This is a genomic window from Gemmatimonadota bacterium (assembly GCA_016713785.1).
Lineage (GTDB): Bacteria > Gemmatimonadota > Gemmatimonadetes > Gemmatimonadales > GWC2-71-9 > JADJOM01.
In genome coordinates this window covers 1533435-1551884 of record JADJOM010000003.1, presented here as the reverse complement: position 1 = coordinate 1551884, position 18450 = coordinate 1533435, and the positions used below count along the sequence as shown (strand labels likewise).

Below are 18450 nucleotides of genomic sequence, written 5' to 3'. Positions count from 1 at the left end.
GATGATCGCTCCGACCGAGACCAGCGTCGCGGCCCCCGTGGCCCCGCGCGCCCGCGCCGCCGACGTTCCCACCGGCGGGGAAGTCGTGACCCGTGCCATCGAGGCCGTGACGCGCGCCGCCACCGTGAAGGGCGCCGTGGCCAGCGTGCTGCAGCTGCTGCGCGAGGGCCAGGGCTGGGACTATGCGGCCTGGCTGCGCCGTGACCCGATCGACGGCCTGCTCAAGTGCAGTCTGGATTCCGGCCAGGTGGCCGACGAGTTCCGGGAGAAGACCCGCGCGGCCCAGTTCCGCGAGGGCGAGGCGCTGTCGGGCCGCGCCTGGCGGGCCGGCGACCTGGTGGTGGTGGACGACTTCGGCGCGGTGCCGGAGTTCGCCCGCGCCCCGGTGGCCCGGCAGGCCGGGGTGCAGACCGCCGCGGCGGTGCCGCTCCTCGTCAACGGCGAGATCGTCGGGACGCTGGAGGTCTACGCCACCTGCCGCCGGACCCTCTCCGCGGCCGAGAGCGATGCGCTCCGCAAGGTGGCGGGCCAGGTGGCCGGCGGCATCGCGCGGGTGGAACTGGCCCGCTATGCCTCGATGGTCCGCAACTCGCCGATCAACATCATCTCCGCGGACCGGGACCTGGCCATCCAGTACCTCAACCCTGCGGCCCACGCCTGCCTGGCCCAGCTCGAGGAGTTCACCGGCGTGGCGGCCGACCAGCTGCTGGGCCGGTCGCTGGAGCTGCTCCATCCCGAGCTGCGGGCGCTCCGCGCCCGGCTGCTCGACCCCAAGCAGCTGCCGCACGGGCTCCGCCTCGGCGTGGGGCCGGAGACGCTTGAGATGGAGCTCAGCCCGACGTACGACGCGGGGGGCCAGTATCTCGGCCCGATGGTCACCTGGGAGGTCATCACCCAGCGCCTGGAGGTGGAGGCGCAGATCGCCGCGGCGCGCGAACGGGAGCGCGCCCAGGCCGCCACGCTGCAGGCCCAGGTGGACCAGATCCTCGCCGCCGTGCGCGATGCCGCCGCCGGCGACCTGACGGTCGATGTCCCGGTGCGCGGGAGCGACGCCGCCGGGCAGCTCGGTGAAGGCCTCGCCGCGCTCCTCGCCGGCTTCCGGGCGCAGGTGGCGGGCATCGGGGGGCACGCCCGGACCCTGGCGGGCGCCTCGGAGCAGCTGTCGGGGATCAACCGCACGCTTGCGGGGAGCGCGGAGCAGACCTCGGCCCAGGCGCGGATCGTGTCGAACGCAGCCGCGGAAGTCTCCGGCAACATCACCGTGACCGCCAGCGGCACGGAGGAGATGGGGGCCTCGATCCGCGAGATCGCCCGGAACGCGGCGGACGCCGCGCGGGTGGCGCGGCAGGCGGTGCAGGTGGCCGACCGCACCAAGGCCACGGTGGCGAGGCTGGGCGAGTCCAGCACGGAGATCGGCAAAGTGGTCAAGGTGATCACCGCCATCGCGCAGCAGACCAACCTGCTCGCCCTCAACGCCACCATCGAGGCGGCGCGCGCGGGGGACGCGGGCAAGGGCTTCGCCGTGGTGGCCAACGAGGTGAAGGAGCTGGCCAAGGGCACCTCCAAGGCCACCGAGGAGATCAGCCGGAAGATCGAGGTCATCCAGGGCGACACCCGGGACGCGGTCGGCGAGATCCATGAGATCGCCGGGATCATCGAGCAGATCAGCGGGATCCAGACCACCATCGCCGGCGCGGTGGAGGAGCAGACCGCCACGACCAACGAGATGAGCCGCAACGTGAGCGAGGCCGCCCGCAGCGCGGGCGCCATCGCCGAGAACATGGTCGGGGTGGCGGAGGCCGCGGACGCGACCACCACCAGCGTTACCCAGAGCCAGGACGCGGCTGACCAGCTGGCACGGCTGTCGGAGCAGCTCCACGGCATGGTGGGGCGGTTCCGGTGCTGATCACGGAAGCAGGAGTGCACACATGTCAGGAGTGATGTCTTCGAGCCCCGCGCGAGCCGGGCTGTTCGACCGCCTCGGCGGATTCGACGCCCTCGACCAGGCGGTGGCGCGGGCCTTCGTCCGCGCCAGCGCCGACCCGTCCCTGGCCGGGCGCATCCCGGCCGCGCCCGGCGCCGACGCCACCTGGCAGGCCCAGATGTTCCTGACCGAGCTGACCGGCGGCCCCATGGCCTACGATGGCCCGGACCCGCGCGGGGTGGCCGCGCGGCTGGCGCTGACCGGCCAGGATGTCGGCACCCTGGGCGCCCATCTCGGTGCGGCCTTCGAGGCCGCTGGTGTCCCCGAGGCGGCGGTGGCGGAGCTGCGTGGCCTGCTGGCCCGGGAGGCCGCGCGCCTCGGGCTGGGCGGCGCCCCGGCCGACCCGGTGCCACCGGCGGTCCCGTCGGTGTCGCCGGTGGAATCGCTCGTGGCCGCGGCGGTCCTGGAGGCGGCACGACTCGGGCTGGATGACGGCAACCTCTTTGTGCTCGATGCCCAGCTCACGCTGGTGCACCTCAACCCGGGGGCCGTGGCGGGGGTGCAGGCGGCGGACGGGGAGCTCCGGCGGGCCTTCAACCTCGGCGCCGCAGAGCTGGTGGGCCACCCGATCATCCGGATCCACCCGGCCCCGACCCAGTTCTCCGCCCTCTTTGCCGATCCCGACCGCCTGCCCCGCGAGACCACCTGGTGCTTCGGGCGCGCGGTGTGGAAGGCCCACCCCTTCGCGGTGCGCCAGGCGGGCGGGGTCGTGGGGTATGGCGTCGCGTGGCGCGATCTCTCGGAACAGCACCGGAACCAGGCGGTGTTCCAGCGGCTGCGCAGCCAGGCCGAGGACTTGCCCGTGCCGGTGATGCTGCCCGACGCCACGCTGGAGCGCTGGTTCGGCAACGCCGCCTGCGAGGCGGCGCTGGCGCGGCTGGCGCCCTACCTGCGGACGCCGGTCCAGGCCAGCGATGGCGTGCCGGTCGGGATCTTCTTCCCCGATGTCGCGGCGCGGCGGGCGCTCTTTGCCGATCCCGCGCAGCTGCCGCACAAGACCCAGGTGCAGTTCGGCCCGGAGACGGTGGCGGTCCTGGTGTCACCCGTGCTGGACCAGGATCAGCGCTACGTCGGGCCGCAGATCACCTGGGAGATCGTGCATCGGACGCCGCCGGCCCCGGTGCCGGGCCCGACCCCGGCGCCGGACGCCGCCCCGGTCACCATGCCCTCGCCCGACCCCGTGGCCACTGGGGCGCCGGGCGTGGCGGTGCTGCGGCAGGAGGCTCGGGCCCTCGAGGGCGTCTCGGCCGATCTCCTTACCCTGACCCGGCTGCTTGACGCCGTGGCCGAAGAAGCGGAGCAGGCCGGGCTGCCGGTGCCGGACCCGGGGAGTGACGCGGCCACGCGGCCGGAGGCGCTGCGGCGGGCCGACCAGGCGGTGGTCGAGGCGCTGCGCGCGGTCCAGGCAGCGGCCGCCGAGGCCGCGGCGGCGGTGGCGGCCGAGGCGCAGGGGTTGTCGGGGACGTTCGGCTCACGGCTGACCGAGGCGGTGGACCGTGCCCAGGCCAGCGCCGACGCCATCCGCCGGATCCGTGCGCTGGCGGCGGGGCTCGCGGAACTGCGCGGTGGCGCCAGTCCCGAACCGGCGGTGCCCGCCGCCGCGTGGGTGACGTGAAGCGGCTCCGCGTCCTGGTGGTGGACGATGCGGTGATCGTCCGCCGGGTCATTGCCCAGGCGCTGGGGCGCGAGCCGGACATGGAGGTCGTCGGGACCGCGAGTGACGGCGACCTGGCCCTCGGGGTCATCGCCGAGCAGGGTCCCGACGTGGTCACGCTCGACATCGACATGCCCGGGCTCGACGGCCTGGAGACCCTGCGCCGCCTGCGGGCGCAGTGGCCCCACCTGCCGGTGGTCATGTTCACCGGCGTGAGCGCCCCCGGTGTCGCGGAACTCGAGGCCCTGGCGCTCGGCGCCGACGACCTGATTCCCAAGTTGCCCCACGAGGGCAACATGGTGAACGCCATCGAGTGGGTCAGCCGCCGCCTGGCGCCCCGGGTCGCGGCGCAGGTGGCCCGGGCCCGGGCGCTGGCGGCGGCGCCACCGCGGCCGGTGGCGCGCGTGACGGCGGGGCCGCGGGTGGCGCCGCCCCCGTCGGCGGGGCGGATCGCCGCGAGCCTGCCGGAGGTGCTCGCCGTGGCGGCGTCCACCGGCGGCCCCAACGCCCTGGAGGCGCTGCTCACGGGCCTGCCCGCGGACTTCCGGGTGCCGATCCTGATCACCCAGCACATGCCCACGGGATTCACCCGCCTGCTGGCCGACCGCCTGCGGGCGGCCACGCACTTCCAGGTGGACGAGGCGGTCCCCGGCGCCCACGTGGCGCCCGGCCAGGTCTGGATCGCCCCCGGCGACCACCATTTGGTGGTCCAGCGAGTCGGGATGGAAGTCGTCCTTCAGACAAACCAGTCAGCACCCGAGAATTCCTGCAGGCCCGCGGCGGACCCGATGTTCCGGTCGGTGGCCCGGGTGTACGGCCCGCGTTCCCTGGCGGTGGTGCTGACGGGGATGGGACAGGACGGGATGGCCGGCGCCGGCAGCATCACCGAGGTGGGAGGCCGGGTCCTGGTCCAGGACGAGGCCACGAGCGTGGTCTGGGGCATGCCGGGCGCGGTGGCCCGCGCCGGACTGGCGGAGGCCATCCTGCCGCTCGGTGAGTTGCCGCAGGCCATTGTGGAACGCTGCCGGGGCGGTGTCGCCCCGGTGCTGATGCGCTGAGTCAGGAGAGCGGCCGATGGCCCTCAACCCGATCGATTTCCAGTTCGTGAGCACGCTGGTCCGCCAGCGGTCCGCGATCGTGCTCGAGCCGGAGAAGAGCTACCTGCTGGAGGCCCGGCTCACGCCGCTGGCCCGGGCGGAGGGCTTTGCGTCGCTCGAGGCCCTGGTGGCCCAGATGCGGGCCCAGCCCTTCAACGGGCTGCACCGCAAGGTCGTCGAGGCGATGACGACCAACGAGACCAGCTTCTTCCGCGACCTGCACCCGTTCGCGGCGCTGCGGCAGGTGGTGATTCCCGAGGTGCTCAAGCACCGGCAGGCCACCCGCACGCTCAACATCTGGTGCGCGGCCTGTTCCAGCGGGCAGGAACCCTACACCGTCGCGATGACGCTGCTGGAGCACTTCCCCCAGCTCACCGGATGGAACTTCCGGATCCTCGCCACCGACCTCTCGGGCGAGATGGTGACGCGTTCCCGCGCCGGGCGCTATGGCCAGATCGAGGTCAATCGCGGGCTGCCCGCCAACCTGCTGGTGAAGTGGTTCGAGAAGAAGGGGATGGAGTGGCAGGTGAAGCCCGAGGTGCAGCGGTACTGCGAGTTCCGCGAGATGAACCTGATCGAGCCGTGGGGCCCGCTGCCGGCGATGGACGTGGTGTTCCTGCGCAATGTCCTGATCTACTTCGACGTCGAGACCAAGCGGCAGATCCTCGGCAACGTCCGGAAGGTGCTGCAGTCGTGGGGGTACCTGTTCCTGGGCGGGGCAGAGACCACGATCAACCTCGGTGACACGTTTGAGCGGGTGCAGTTCGACAAGGCCGGTTGCTACCGGATCAAAGGCAGCTAGGAGGCGGTGATGCAGTTCCTCGAGGAAGAGATCCGGCAGGTGGCGGAAATGGTCTGGGACTCGGTCCTGGGCACCCCCCTGGTCCGGTCGCCGGAGATCCCGCCGCCGCCGGACCGGGTGGTGTCGGGCTGGGTGCACTTCACCGGCGCGTGGGAGGGCGCGGTCACCATCGAGTGTTCGGCCGAGTTCGCGCGGACCGCGGCGGCCACGATGTTCGGCGTGGACCTGGCGAACGCCACCCCATCCGACATGCAGGATGCCATGGGTGAGCTGACCAACATGACCGGGGGCAACGTCAAGGCGCTGCTGCCCGAGGGGTGCCGGCTGTCGCTCCCCACGGTCGTCGAGGGCAGCGCCTACACCGCGCGGGTCCCCGGCAGCGAGTTGGTGACCAGCGTGGGGTTCAAGTGCCAGGGCTCACCCGTCGTGGTGCGGCTGCTCAAGAAATCCGAGAACGGGAAGCACTAGGAGGCCCAGATGACCGACGTACCCTTGCCCCACCGCCGCGAATTCAGCCGGGTGCCGGTGCACCTCCAGGCCGAGGTGACCCTGGATGGGGGCACGCGCCTGGACGGCACGCTGGAGAACCTGAGCCTCAAGGGCGGCTTCCTGCGCACGGCGGCGGCGCCGGCACCGGGAACGCCCTGTGACATCCGGATGCACCTGGAGGGGACCGAGATCGTGGTCCACGCTCAGGGCGCCGTGGTGCGTCCGGGCCCCGGGGGTGTCGCGATCCAGTTCACCGAGATCGTCGGCATCGACAGCCTGGAGCACCTGCGCAACCTCATCCTCTTCAACACCCACGATCCGCACCAGGTGGAGCAGGAGTTCCACGACCACCTGGGCCTCAAGCGGGACGCCTGATCCCACCTCCCGGCGCGGGTCAAGCCCGCGCCCCCCGCTGCCGATACCAGTGACGTGGGGGCATGCGCCCGGCGACCGCCGGGCCCGGGCCCCGGACTCTTCACAGGTCAGGGCGCTCCATGGCGTGGACCATCCGTCGCAAACTCTTCGGGCTGGGCTGGGTCTCGGTGGCGCTGGCGGCCGCGCTCGCGGGCATGTGCTTCTGGAGCGTCCGGCAGCTGGAGGCGGCCATCGAGGACCTGCACCTGAGCGGGACAGCGCTGGCCAACCACCAGCAGGCCGACATGATGCACGACGCCATTCGCGGGGACGTCCTGGCCAGCCGGCTGGCCTCCGGGCCGGCCCTGCGGGCGGAGGCGCGCGCCGAGCTTGATACCCACTTCGCCGCGTTCGACTCCCTGGTGCAGGCCAATGGGGCGCTCGACCTGACGCCGGAGACCCGGGCGGCCCTGGCGGGCCTGGCCCCGCTGCTGGCGCGCTACCACGAGAGCGCCACGTCCGCGATGGACGGGCGCGAGACGCTGGAGCAGTTCCAGTCGGTCTTCCGGGAGGTGGAGCGGCAGGCCGAGGCGGTGCGCGCCGTGATTGAGGCGGCGAATGACGCCAGCGTGGCCGCCGCGGGGACCAGGGGGCGGCAGCTGGAACGGCTCGCCCTGGGCCTGGCCGTCGGCGGCGCGGGGCTGCTCGGGCTGGTGCTGACGCTGGTCGGCCGCTCGATCCTCACGCCCATCCGCATGGTGGGCCATCGGCTGGCGGAGGTGGCGGAGGGCGACGGCGACCTGGGCGCGCGGGTGGAATACACCGGCGAGGACGAACTCGGGGAGCTGGCCCGCTCGTTCAACACCTTCGTGGCCAAGATCGAGCAGACGGTGGTGCTCATCGCCGAGAACGCGACCTCGCTGGCGGCGGCCGCGGAGCAGATGTCGGCGGTGAGCCGCCAGCTGACCGTCTCGAGCGATACCGGCCGGGCGCAGTCGGGCCAGGCCGCCAGCACGGCGGGTGGCGTGAGCAACAGCGTGCAGAGCATCGCCACGGGGGTGGAGCAGCTCTCCTCGGCGATCAAGGAGATCGCGCGCAGCGCCGCCGAGGCGGCCACGGTGGCGTCCGAGGCGGCGGTGCTGGCCGGCGAGGCCGACCGGACGGTGGAGCGGCTGGGGCAGGGCAGCGCGGAGATCGGGGTGGTGCTCACGTCCATCACCGCGGTGGCGCAGAAGACCAACCTGCTGGCGCTCAACGCCACCATCGAGGCGGCGCGGGCGGGCGACGCCGGCAAGGGCTTCGCCGTCGTGGCGCACGAGGTCAAGGACCTGGCCAACCAGGCGGCGGCCTCGAGTGAGGACATCGCCCGGCGGATCGAGGCGGTGCAGCAGCAGGTGGGCGAGGTGGTCCAGGCCATCCGGCGCATCGCCAAGGTGGTGGACCAGATCAACCAGTACCAGGGCGGGATCGCCAGCGCGGTGGAGGAGCAGAGCGCGGTGGCCAACGAGATGGGCCGCGGGGTGCAGGACGCGGCGGGGGGCACCACCGAGATCGCCCAGGTGATGCTCGCGGCGGCGCAGACGGCGGAGGAGTCGAGCACGGCGGCCGGGGAGGCCGCCCGCACCGCCGCCGACCTGGCCCGCATGTCGTCGGCGCTGGAGCGCCTGGTGGGGCAGTTCCGGACCGGGGGGCAGGGCAGGGCGCGGCGCACCGGGGTGCGCCCCGAACCACGGGTGGCGGCAGAGGTCTAGGTGCGGATCCTGATCGCGGAAGACGATACCACGTCCCGGCTGGTCCTGGAGCGGACGCTCAAGAAGCTGGGCTACGGCGTGCTGGCGGCGCGGGACGGCGCGGAGGCGTGGCAGCTGTACGAGCAGGAGCGCCCGCCGGTGGTGATCACCGACTGGATGATGCCGCGCCTCGACGGCCTGGACCTCTGCCGCCGGGTGCGGCGCGACGCGCCGGATGACCGCTACACCTGGCTGGTGGTGCTGACCGCGCTGGGCGGGAAGCAGAACTACCTCGAGGCGATGAACGCGGGGGCGGACGACTTCCTCACCAAGCCCTTCGACCCCGACGAGCTGGTGACCCGGCTCCGGGTGGCGGAACGGATCCTGGGGATGGAGTCCAAGCTGGCGTACCTGGAGGCGATGCATCACTGCTGCCCCGGGTGCGCCCGGGTCCGGCAGGACAATGGCCGCTGGGTGGACCTGCGGCAGGTGGCGGCAGAGGTGCGGCGGCGCAACCCGCGCGTGCAGTGCCCCGAGTGCCGGCGGCGGGACGCCCGCCCGGCGCGGGTGTCCGAGGCGGTCGAGCAGGGCTGACGAGCTAACCCTGGAGCAAGGAGGCGGCAGTGCGTGCGCTGGTCGTGGATGATTCGCGGGCAATCCGCAGCATCATCGGGAAGACCGTCAAGGAGCTGGGCTTCGAGCTGTTCGAGGCCGGCCACGGCAAGGAAGCGCTGGACCGCCTCGCCGAGGTCGGCAAGGTGGACCTGATCCTGGTCGACTGGAACATGCCCGAGATGAACGGCTTCGACTTCCTGGTGGCGGCCCGGGGCAACCCGGCGTGGAAGGACACGGTCATCATGATGGTCACCACCGAGACCGAGATGAGCCAGATGCAGCGGGCGCTCGAGGCGGGGGCCAATGAGTACGTCATGAAGCCCTTCACCAAGGACGTGCTGCACGAGAAGCTGCAGCTCGTGGGGCTCGCCGCGGGCTGAGCCATGGCGAAGATCCGCGTGCTGGTGGTCGATGATGCGGTGGTGGTGCGCCGCATCGTCACCGACGTCCTCTCGTCCGATCCGGACATCGAGGTGGTGGGCACCGCGGCCAACGGCCGCCTGGCGCTGCAGAAGCTGGCGGGCCTGAAGCCGGACCTGGTGACCCTCGACATCGAGATGCCGGAGCTGGACGGGCTCGGGACGCTGGTGGAGCTGCGCAAGCTCTACCCGCGCCTCCCGGTCATCATGTTCAGCACCCTCACCGAGCGCGGCGCCGCCGCCACGCTCGAAGCGCTGACGCGCGGCGCCTCGGACTACGTCACCAAGCCGGCCAACGTCGGCAGCGTGACGCTGGCCCAGGACCGGGTGCGGGACGACCTCATCCCCCGCATCAAGGCGCTGTGTGGCCGGGGCGCCGTGCGGCCCCGGCCCGCGACCGCGCCGCCCCGCGCCCCGGCGGCGGCCGGCGCGGCCCCGCGGCCGGCGCTGCCGCAGCGGGTGGACCTGCTGGCCATCGGGGTCTCCACCGGCGGCCCCAACGCCCTCGCCAGCGTCATCCCGGCGCTCCCGGCGGACTTCCCGCTGCCGGTGGTGATCGTGCAGCACATGCCGCCGGTGTTCACCCGGTTCCTGGCCGAGCGGCTCGCCTCCACCTCCCGGCTCGCGGTGCGCGAGGGAGAAGAGGGCGGGGTGGTGGAGCCCGGCGTGGTCTGGGTGGCGCCCGGAAGCTCCCACATGGTGCTGCGGCGGGACGGCGAGGTGCTCCGCCTGCGGCTCACCCAGGACCCGCCGGAGAACTCCTGCCGGCCGGCGGTCGACCCGCTCTTTCGCAGCGCGGCCGCCCTCGTGGGGAACCGGACGCTGGGCCTGGTGCTCACCGGGATGGGGCAGGACGGGCTCCGCGGGGCCGAGGAGATCCGGAAGGCGGGCGGGGTGGTGCTGGCCCAGGACGAGGCCAGCGCGGTGGTCTGGGGCATGCCGGGCGCGGTGGTCGGCGCCGGCCTGGCCGATGCCGTGCTGCCGCTGGAGAAGGTGACGGCGGAGCTGATCCAGCGGGCCGGCGTGGGACGCCTGGCGCGGATCGGCGGCGTGCCACCGGTGACGGTGAGCGCCCGATGATCAGGGAGGATCGCGGCGATGCTGGGACCGGCGGAGTTTGACTTCCTGCGGGGGCTCGTGCGCGAGCGCTCCGCCATCGTGCTCGAACCGGGAAAGGAATACCTGGTGGAGAGCCGACTGGTCCCGTTGCTCCGCGACCGCCAGCTGCCCTCGCTCGCGACGCTGGCCGCGGCGCTCCGCGCCGACCCGCGGGGCGAGCTGGAGCGGGCCGTGGTGGAGGCGATGACCACCAACGAGACCAGCTTCTTCCGCGACCATCATCCGTTCGAGGCGCTGCAGCACCGGCTGCTGCCGGAGCTGATCGCCGCCCGGGCCAGCGAGCGCCGCCTGCGCTTCTGGAGCAACGCCTGCTCCAGCGGCCAGGAGGCGTACAGCCTGGCCATGCTGCTGGCGGAGCACTTCCCCGGGCTGCGCGCGTGGGACGTGAGCATCCTCGCCACCGACCTCTCCCGCGACATGGTGCGGCGCACCCAGCAGGCGAGCTACGGCCAGCTCGAGATGAACCGTGGGCTGCCGGCGCCGCTGCTGGTGAAGTACTTCGACCGGCAGGGCACGCGGTGGCAGGTGAAGCCCGACCTGCGCCGCTGGGTGCAGGCCCGTGAGATGAACCTCATGGAGGGGTGGCCGCCCCTGCCCCGGTTCGACGTGATCTTCCTGCGCAACGTGCTGATCTACTTCGACCTCGACACCAAGCGGGCCATCCTGCGCCGGGCCCGGCAGGCCCTGCGCCCCGACGGCTTCCTCCTGCTCGGCAGCGCGGAGACCACCGTGATGGTGGACGACGCCTGGGAGCGGGTGGTGGTCGGCGGCTCGGTGGCGTACCGGGCCGGCGGCGCCAGCCTGCGGGCGGCGGGGAGCGCGGCATGAGGGTGCTCGTGGTGGATGACGATCCGGTGTCCCAGCGGATCCTGGTGGCGACCCTGACGCAGCTCGGTCACGCGACCGTCGCGGCCGATGACGGCCAGGCGGCCTGGGAGGCGTTCAGCCGCGAGCCGGCCGACGTGGTGATCACCGACTGGATGATGCCCCGGATGGATGGGCTCGAGCTCACCCGTCGCATTCGGAGCCGCGCGGCCGACCGCTACACCTGGGTGGTGCTGCTCACCGCCCTGGCCGGGCATGACCGCTGGCTCGACGGCATGAATGCCGGCGCCGACGACTTCGCCACCAAGCCGCTCGACCGGGCCGAGCTGCACGCCCGGCTGCGGGTGGCGGAGCGGGTGCTCGGGCTGCAGCTCGAGGTGAAGCAACTCGAGGGGCTGCTCCCGATCTGCTCATACTGCAAGCGGGTCCGCGATGAAGGGGACCACTGGTGCCAGGTCGAGGAGTACGTCTCGCACCGCACCGAGGCCCAGTTCAGCCACGGCATCTGCCCCGAGTGCTACGACACGCAGATCCGGCCCCAGCTGGAACGCGCGGAGCGCCACGACCCTGGCGCCCGCGCCTGAGACGGAAGGAGGCACACCCATGGCCGAGCGGCCCGTGTTGGACCCGCAGATCCTGCAACGCCTGCAGGGGATGGACGACGACGGCACCTTCGTGGCGGAGCTTGCCCAGGTGTTCCTGACCGAGGCCCCGATCCGGTGGACCGCGATCGCCGGCTGCAGCCGTGCCGGCCGTGCCCCGGACGTGGTGGGCATCGCGCACGCGCTCAAGGGCTCCGCGGCCAGCCTGGGACTGGTCCGGGTGCAGGAGGCGAGCCGCGCCATCGAGGCGACCGCTCGCGCGGGACAGGTGCCCGGCGCCGACGCGCTGGCGCTGCTGGAGCGGGAACTCGGGGCGGCGCGCCAGGTGCTGCAGCCGCTGGCCCGGCCGGTCGAGGCCTGAGGCATGGCGGCGCCCCTGCAGGCACGCGTCCAGGGTGTCCCGACACCGGTCGATGACCTGGTGGCGGGCATGGTCATCGCCGAGGAGGTCCGCGACCAGCAGGGCCGGTTGCTCATGCCCGCCGGCACCGCGCTCACGGATCGGCACCTGCGCGCCTTCTCCCTGTGGGGCATCATGACCATCCGGGTGCGGGGCGAGGGCGGCGCCGACGCCGAGGAGGCGCCGCTCGAGCTGACGCCGGAGCAGGTGGCGGAGGCGGAGGCCATCGTCCGCGCCCGCTTCCCGGTGGCCGACCTGGACCACCCCTTCATGGCCGAGCTGCTCCGGCTGGCGGCGCTCCGCGAGGCGCGGCGCCTGGCCCTGGAGGGCCGGCGCCATGGCTAGGGCCTCGGAACTGCTGCGCGGGGTGCAGAGCGTGGCGTCGCTGCCGGGGGTGTACCTCCGGCTGTCCACGGTGGTGAGCGACCCCCGCTCCTCCGCCGCCGATGTCGGCAACGTGATCGCGGAGGACCCCGGCCTGACGGCCCGGCTGCTGCGGCTGGTCAACAGCGCCATGTACGGGTTCCCCTCGAAGATCGAGACGGTGAGCCATGCGATCTCGATCGTCGGCACCGCCCAGCTGCAGGACCTGGCCCTGGCCACGTCGGTGATCCGGCTGTTCGCCAACATGCCCGAGCACCTGGTGACCATGGAGTCGTTCTGGCGGCACTCGGTGGCCTGCGGGGTGGCGGCCCGGGCGCTGGCCGCGCGGCGCCGCGAGGCGAACGTGGAGCGGTTCTTCGTGGCCGGGCTGCTGCACGACATCGGCCGCCCGATCATCTACATGCAGGCGCCCGACGCCGCGCGCGAGGCCGTGACCCGGAGCCGGGAGACCGGCCGGCCGCTGTACGAGCTCGAGCACGAGGTCCTGGGCTTCGACCATACCCACGTGGGGCACGCCCTGCTGGAGCAGTGGAAGCTCCCGTCCAGCCTCCGCGAGGCGGTGCTGCACCATCACCACCCCGATCGGGCCCAGCGCTTCCCGATCGAGGCCGCGATCGTCCACATCTCGGACCTGCTGGCCAACGCCATGGGCTTCGGCTCGAGCGGCGAGAGCGGCGTGCCGCCGCTGTGCCGCAAGGCGTGGGACACCGCGGGGCTGCAGCCCGACCTGGTCGAGGACGTGGTGGACGAGGTCGAACGCCACTACGAGGCGGCGGTGCAGGTCATCGCCACGGATCGCGCATGACCGGGCCCCAGGCGTCCGCCGGCGATCCGCAGTGGGTCCTCGAGGCGCTCGACCTCGTGGCCGCGCTCGGCTCCTTCCGCGCCGACCAGCCGAAGGAACGCACGCCCGAGGCGGTGCTGAGCGCCGCCCGCCCGGTGCTGCGGCGGCTGCTGCCGCTCACCCGCTCCGCCTTCTTCCTCCTCGAGGAGGATGGGCTGGGCCTGGCCCTCGTCGACGCCGATCCCGCCGGGGACGCCGCCGCGCTGCAGGCCGAGGTCGACGCCCAGGTGGCGGCCGGGATCTACGCCTGGGCGGCGCAGCGGAACAGCGCGGTGCAGGTGCCGGCACTCACCGTCCCGGATGGCACGGTGCTGCTGCATGCCCTGGCCACCCGCTCCCGGGTGCTCGGCATGTTCATCGGCCTCGGGGGCGAGGAGCTCGGCCGGACCCCGGAGGCCAGCAGCAAGCTGCTGGCGATCCTGCTCGGCAACGTCTCCGCGGCCCTGGAGAGTGCCGACCTCTATCGCGAGCTGGCCACCTACAGCGAGGGGCTGGAGCGGCTGGTGGACGAACGGACCCACGCGCTGGTGGAGTCGAATGAGCGGGCCCAGGCGGCGAGCCGCGCCAAGAGCGAGTTCCTCGCCAACATGAGCCATGAGCTCCGGACCCCGATGAACGGGGTGATCGGGATGGCCAGCCTGCTGCTCGATACGGAGCTCGACCCGGAGCAGCGCGACTACGCCGAGACGGTGCATCACTCCGCCAACGCCCTGCTGGTGCTGCTCAACGACATCCTCGACCTCTCCAAGATCGAGGCGGGCAAGCTCAGCCTCACGCCGGTGCCGATGTCGCTGCGCGACGAGATCGAGGAAACCGCCGCCCTGCTCGCCGTCCGCGCCGCGGAACGCGGGCTCGAGTTCGTGGCACGGGTGGCGCCGGAGGTGCCGGAGGAGGTGCTGGCCGACCCGGTGCGGATCCGCCAGATCCTCACCAACCTCGCCGCCAACGCCATCAAGTTCACCGAGCGCGGCCACGTGCTGGTGGACGTGTCCGTCGCGGAGCGCAGCGGCTCGCGGGTGGTGATCCGGCTGGCGGTCGAGGACACCGGCATCGGCATCCCCGCCGACAAGCTGGACCACATCTTCCACAAGTTCACCCAGGCCGATGCCAGCACCACCCGGCGCTACGGCGGGACGGGCCTGGGGCTGGCCATCACGCGCGAGCTGGCGGAGATGATGGACGGTCAGGTCGGCGTGGAGAGCGCCGAGGGGCGGGGGAGCGTGTTTACCGCCCTGATCACCCTGGAGGACACCGGGCGCCCCGCCGTGGCCGGGATGCTGGCCGGGCACCGGGTCCTGATGTGCCTTCCCTCGGATCTCGAGGGCCAGGTCGTCGGGGAGCTGCTCACGGCCGACGGCGCCACGGTGATCCAGGTCGCCGGGGCCGAGGCGGCCCTCGGGCAGCTGGCCAGGGAGCGGGCGCGGGGCGAGCCGTTTGCGGCCGTCATCGTGGACGGCGCCCTTGGCGCCGCGCCCCTGCGGGCCCTCCGTGCCGCCACGGGCGTCGAGACACGGCTCGCGACCTGTGGAGGTGCGCGGCAGCCCGGGTATGAGATGCTGAACCGGCCGGTGCGCCGCGGCGAACTGCGCGCCTGCATCCGGCCCCATGCGCCTGCGCCCGTCGAGCCGGCGCCCGTCCCCGTCCCCGACGCCGAGCCCCACGAGGATGTCCGCCTCGGCCCGGCGCGGGTGCTCCTGGTGGATGATGCCGCGGTCAATCGCAAGGTGGTCACCAGCATGCTCCGCCGCCTGGGGTGCGTCATCGAGCTGGCGGAGAACGGCCAGGAGGCCCTGGCCCGTCTCGGCGAGGCGCCCTACGATCTCGTGCTGATGGACTGCCAGATGCCGGTCATGGATGGCCTGGCCGCCACCCGGGTGCAGCGGGCCCGCGAGGCGGTCGGCGCCAGCCGGACCACGATCGTGGCCCTGACGGCCCACGCCATGCGCGGCGACCGGGAGCGGTGCCTCGAGGCCGGCATGGATGACTACCTCTCCAAGCCCGTGCAGCGCGAGGAACTGGAGCAGGTCCTCGAGCGCTGGCTCCCGGGACGGTACCTGCCCAGCGCCGTGCGGGGCCGGCACCGTGCCGCCGCCGATGCCGGCCGGCCGCTGGATGAGGTGGTGCTGGCGGGCCTGCGGGCCATCGAGGCCGACGGCATGCCCGGGTTCGTGTCCGAGGTGGTGGAGCTGTTCGCCTCGCAGGGCCGGCTGCTGCTGGATCAACTGGCGGCGGCGCAGCACGCGGGGAATGCCGGCGCGTGGCGGTCCTCGCTGCACCTGTTCAAGGGCAGCGCCGGCTCCGTCGGGGCCGCCAGCCTGGCGGCCCGGTGCGCCGGGCTGGAACAGGCGGCGGAGGCGGATGCTCGCCCGGACCCGCGGGCCATCGCCGAGTTGCGCGAGGAGTTCGAGCGGGCCCTCACCGCGCTGACCGCGGAGGGGGTGCTCCGTGCGTAAGGGACTGGTGCAGGTGCTGCTGGTGGTGTTCGTGACCGAACTCGTGATGATGACGGTGTTGCCCTCGTTCGAGGCGGGCCTGCCGTGGTGGCTGGTGACGCTGCTCGATGCCACCGCGATCCTGCTGGCCGGCGGGCTGTCCCTGTGGCTGCTGGTGCTGGTCCCGGAGCGACGCCGCACCGAGGCCGCGGTCCGGAGCAGCCACGAGACGCTCCAGGCCGTGGTCGAGTCGGTCGGCGAGGTCATCTTCCGCACCGACGCCGCCGGCACCTGGACCTACCTCAACCCGGCCTGGGAACGGATCACCGGCTTCCCGGTGCTCGAGACCCTGGGCCACCCGTTCCTCGCCTCCGTGCACCCCGACGATCGCGAGGAGAACGAGCGCCTCTTCGGGCCGCTGATCGCCCGGGAAAAGGAGCACTGCCGCCACGTGGTCCGGTATCGCACCGCCCAGGGCGGCGTCCGGTGGATCGAGGTGCACGCGCGCCTGCTGGTCGACCGCGCCGGCACGATCACCGGCACCTCCGGCACCCTGCGCGACGTGAGCGACCGGCACCTCGCGGAGGTGGCGCTGGCGGAGCAGGCGGCGGTGCTCGCGCGCCAGGCGGCGGACCTCGAGGAGGCACGGGATGCCGCGCTCAGCTCCACCCGGGCCAAGTCGGAGTTCCTGGCCAGCATGAGCCACGAGATCCGCACCCCGATGAACGGGGTCCTCGGCATGGCGGGGCTCCTGCTCGACACCGCACTCGACCCCGAACAGCGCGACTACGCCCAGTCGATCCAGCGCTCGGCCGACGCGCTGCTCGGGATCATCAACGACATCCTGGACTTCTCCAAGATCGAGGCCGGCAAGCTCACCATCGAGCCCATTTCCTTCGACCTCCGCGTGGCCGTCGAGGAAGTGGCCGACCTCCTGGCCCAGCGTGCCCAGGAGAAGGGCCTGGAGCTGATCGTGCGGGTGGCGCCGGACGTCCCCCGCCACGTCCTCGGCGATCCGGGCCGGATCCGGCAGATCCTCACCAACCTCGCCGGGAACGCCGTCAAGTTCACCAGCCGGGGCCACGTGCTGATCAACGCGGAGCTCGACAGCGGTCCCGGCGCCGCGGCATGGGTGCGGTTCGCGGTGGAGGACTCCGGCATCGGCATCCCCGCCGACCGCCTCGACGCGGTCTTCGAGAAGTTCTCCCAGGCGGACCACACCACCACCCGGCGCTTCGGCGGGACCGGGCTCGGGCTCACGATCTCGCGCCAGCTGGCCGAGCTCATGCACGGGCGCATCGGGGTCCAGAGCATCGAGGGGCAGGGGTCGACCTTCTGGGTGCTGCTGCCGCTCCCGGTGGACCACGGCGCGGTCACCGCCCGCCGCCCGCGGGCGATCCCCCCGGGGCTGCGCGCACTCGTGGTCGATCCCGACGCCACCAGCCGCCACGTCCTGGCCGAGCAGCTCGACGGACTCGGCCTCCGGCCCTGCACCGTGGCCAACGGGGAGGAGGCTCTGGCCGAACTGGCCAGCGCCGCCGCGCAGGGAGACGGCTACGGCGTGGCGCTCCTTGCCTCGCAGCTGCCTGACATGGACGGGGAGGCGCTGGGGCGGCTGATCACGGCCGACGCCCGCCTGCAGCAGCTGGTGCTGGTGTACCTCACCACCCAGGGACGCCCCGGTGACGGCCGCCGGACCCACCAGGCCGGGTTTGCCGCGTACCTGGTCAAGCCGCTGCACCACGATGACCTGCACGACGCCATGGCGCTCGCCTGGGAGACCCGCGCTGCGCCGGAGCGCCTGCCGCTCATCACCCGGCATTCGCTGGAGGAGGCGCGCGCGGCGGAACGGCCCGCCCACACCCCGGAGCAGCGCGAGGTGCCGGCCCGGATCCTCCTCGTCGAGGACAATCCGGTCAACCAGAAGCTGGCGATCCGCCTGCTGGAAAAGCTCGGCTGCCGGGTGGACGTGGCGGCGAATGGTCGCGAGGCGGTGGAGATGCTGGCCACCCTGCCGTACGACCTGGTGTTCATGGACTGCCAGATGCCGGAGATGGATGGCTACGAGGCCACCCGCGCCGTCCGGGCGAGCGACACGCCCGCCCGGCAGGTGCCGATCGTGGCCATGACCGCGAACGCGATGCAGGGCGACCGCGAGCGGTGCCTCGAGGCCGGCATGGACGACTACATCTCCAAGCCGATCCGCCGCGAGCACCTGGCGGCCATGCTGGCCCGGTGGATCTCCACCGAGCACCCGGGCGAGCAGGCCGCGGGCGGCTGGGCCGAGGCCGGGCACCCGGAGACGGTCGAGATCACGCCGCTGGAACAGCTCCGCGCGTACGACCAGAGCGGGGGCTCGCGGCTGGTGGAAGACCTCTGCCGGCTCTTCCTGTCCGACACGCCCAGGCGGCTCGCCGACCTCGAGGCGGCGGTGGCCGCCGGCGACGCGCCGCGGATCCACCTGGTCTCCCATACGGTGAAGGGCGCGGCATGGCTGGTGGGGGCGCGGCAGCTGGGCGCGGTGGCACAGACGATCGAACAGCTGTCCGGGAGCGGCGTGCTGCGGCGGGTGCCGGAGCAGACGGCCCGGCTGCTGCGCGAGTACGAGCGGATCCGGCCGTTCTACGAGCGGGCCCTGGAGGCGGCGGCCAGCGGCGCACCCCTCCCGGCCGAACTCGAGGTGGTGGAGTAGCCGGGCGC

At 73.1% G+C, this 18450-nt stretch carries 17 protein-coding genes; all 17 read left to right on the top strand.

Annotated elements, in window-relative coordinates:
- Nucleotide 1: 1 nt before the first annotated feature.
- The 17 genes from IPJ95_15100 to IPJ95_15020 all read left to right on the top strand — a co-directional run bounded on the left by IPJ95_15100 (nt 2) and on the right by IPJ95_15020 (nt 18442).
- Nucleotides 2-1906, top strand: coding sequence for a GAF domain-containing protein (locus IPJ95_15100; protein MBK7924928.1), 1905 nt, complete (start codon nt 2-4; stop codon nt 1904-1906).
- 34 nt (nt 1907-1940) lie between these two features.
- Entirely contained in the window at nt 1941-3599 is a 1659-nt protein-coding gene (locus IPJ95_15095; GenBank protein MBK7924927.1) for a hypothetical protein, read from the top strand.
- On the top strand, nt 3596-4696 hold the full coding sequence (gene cheB, locus IPJ95_15090) for a chemotaxis-specific protein-glutamate methyltransferase CheB (protein MBK7924926.1): 1101 nt from the start codon (nt 3596-3598) through the stop codon (nt 4694-4696). Before IPJ95_15095 ends, cheB begins: the two co-directional genes overlap by 4 nt.
- A 16-nt stretch (nt 4697-4712) precedes the next feature.
- Nucleotides 4713-5537 carry a protein-glutamate O-methyltransferase CheR gene (locus IPJ95_15085; protein ID MBK7924925.1) on the top strand — a complete coding sequence of 275 codons (825 nt, stop codon included), beginning with the start codon at nt 4713-4715 and terminating at the stop codon, nt 5535-5537.
- A gap of 9 nt (nt 5538-5546) precedes the next feature.
- Complete coding sequence (locus tag IPJ95_15080) at nt 5547-6005, top strand: chemotaxis protein CheX (GenBank protein MBK7924924.1); 459 nt, start codon at nt 5547-5549, stop codon at nt 6003-6005.
- A 9-nt stretch (nt 6006-6014) separates the two neighbouring features.
- Nucleotides 6015-6401, top strand: a complete 387-nt coding sequence (locus IPJ95_15075; GenBank protein ID MBK7924923.1) for a PilZ domain-containing protein — start codon at nt 6015-6017, stop codon at nt 6399-6401.
- 119 nt (nt 6402-6520) lie between these two features.
- Nucleotides 6521-8131, top strand: coding sequence for a methyl-accepting chemotaxis protein (locus IPJ95_15070; protein MBK7924922.1), 1611 nt, complete (start codon nt 6521-6523; stop codon nt 8129-8131).
- Nucleotides 8132-8704: a response regulator gene (locus tag IPJ95_15065; protein ID MBK7924921.1), complete on the top strand. Its 573-nt coding sequence runs from the start codon at nt 8132-8134 to the stop codon at nt 8702-8704.
- 29 nt (nt 8705-8733) lie between these two features.
- Nucleotides 8734-9105 (top strand): response regulator, encoded by a 372-nt coding sequence (locus IPJ95_15060; protein ID MBK7924920.1) that lies wholly within the window; start codon nt 8734-8736, stop codon nt 9103-9105.
- 3 nt (nt 9106-9108) lie between these two features.
- The gene (locus IPJ95_15055) at nt 9109-10224 is read left to right on the top strand and encodes a chemotaxis response regulator protein-glutamate methylesterase (GenBank protein ID MBK7924919.1); all 1116 of its coding nucleotides are present in this window, start codon (nt 9109-9111) and stop codon (nt 10222-10224) included.
- Between the two features lie 18 nt (nt 10225-10242).
- Nucleotides 10243-11091 (top strand): protein-glutamate O-methyltransferase CheR, encoded by an 849-nt coding sequence (locus IPJ95_15050; GenBank protein MBK7924918.1) that lies wholly within the window; start codon nt 10243-10245, stop codon nt 11089-11091.
- The gene (locus IPJ95_15045; GenBank protein ID MBK7924917.1) at nt 11088-11672 is read left to right on the top strand and encodes a response regulator; all 585 of its coding nucleotides are present in this window, start codon (nt 11088-11090) and stop codon (nt 11670-11672) included. The genes IPJ95_15050 and IPJ95_15045 overlap by 4 nt, the downstream gene beginning before the upstream one ends.
- A 19-nt stretch (nt 11673-11691) precedes the next feature.
- Entirely contained in the window at nt 11692-12051 is a 360-nt protein-coding gene (locus IPJ95_15040) for an Hpt domain-containing protein (protein ID MBK7924916.1), read from the top strand.
- A gap of 3 nt (nt 12052-12054) precedes the next feature.
- On the top strand, nt 12055-12435 hold the full coding sequence (locus tag IPJ95_15035; protein ID MBK7924915.1) for a hypothetical protein: 381 nt from the start codon (nt 12055-12057) through the stop codon (nt 12433-12435).
- Entirely contained in the window at nt 12428-13279 is an 852-nt protein-coding gene (locus IPJ95_15030) for an HDOD domain-containing protein (GenBank protein ID MBK7924914.1), read from the top strand. Before IPJ95_15035 ends, IPJ95_15030 begins: the two co-directional genes overlap by 8 nt.
- On the top strand, nt 13276-15771 hold the full coding sequence (locus tag IPJ95_15025) for a response regulator (GenBank protein ID MBK7924913.1): 2496 nt from the start codon (nt 13276-13278) through the stop codon (nt 15769-15771). The genes IPJ95_15030 and IPJ95_15025 overlap by 4 nt, the downstream gene beginning before the upstream one ends.
- Nucleotides 15764-18442, top strand: coding sequence for a response regulator (locus IPJ95_15020; protein ID MBK7924912.1), 2679 nt, complete (start codon nt 15764-15766; stop codon nt 18440-18442). The genes IPJ95_15025 and IPJ95_15020 overlap by 8 nt, the downstream gene beginning before the upstream one ends.
- Nucleotides 18443-18450 lie beyond the last annotated feature (8 nt).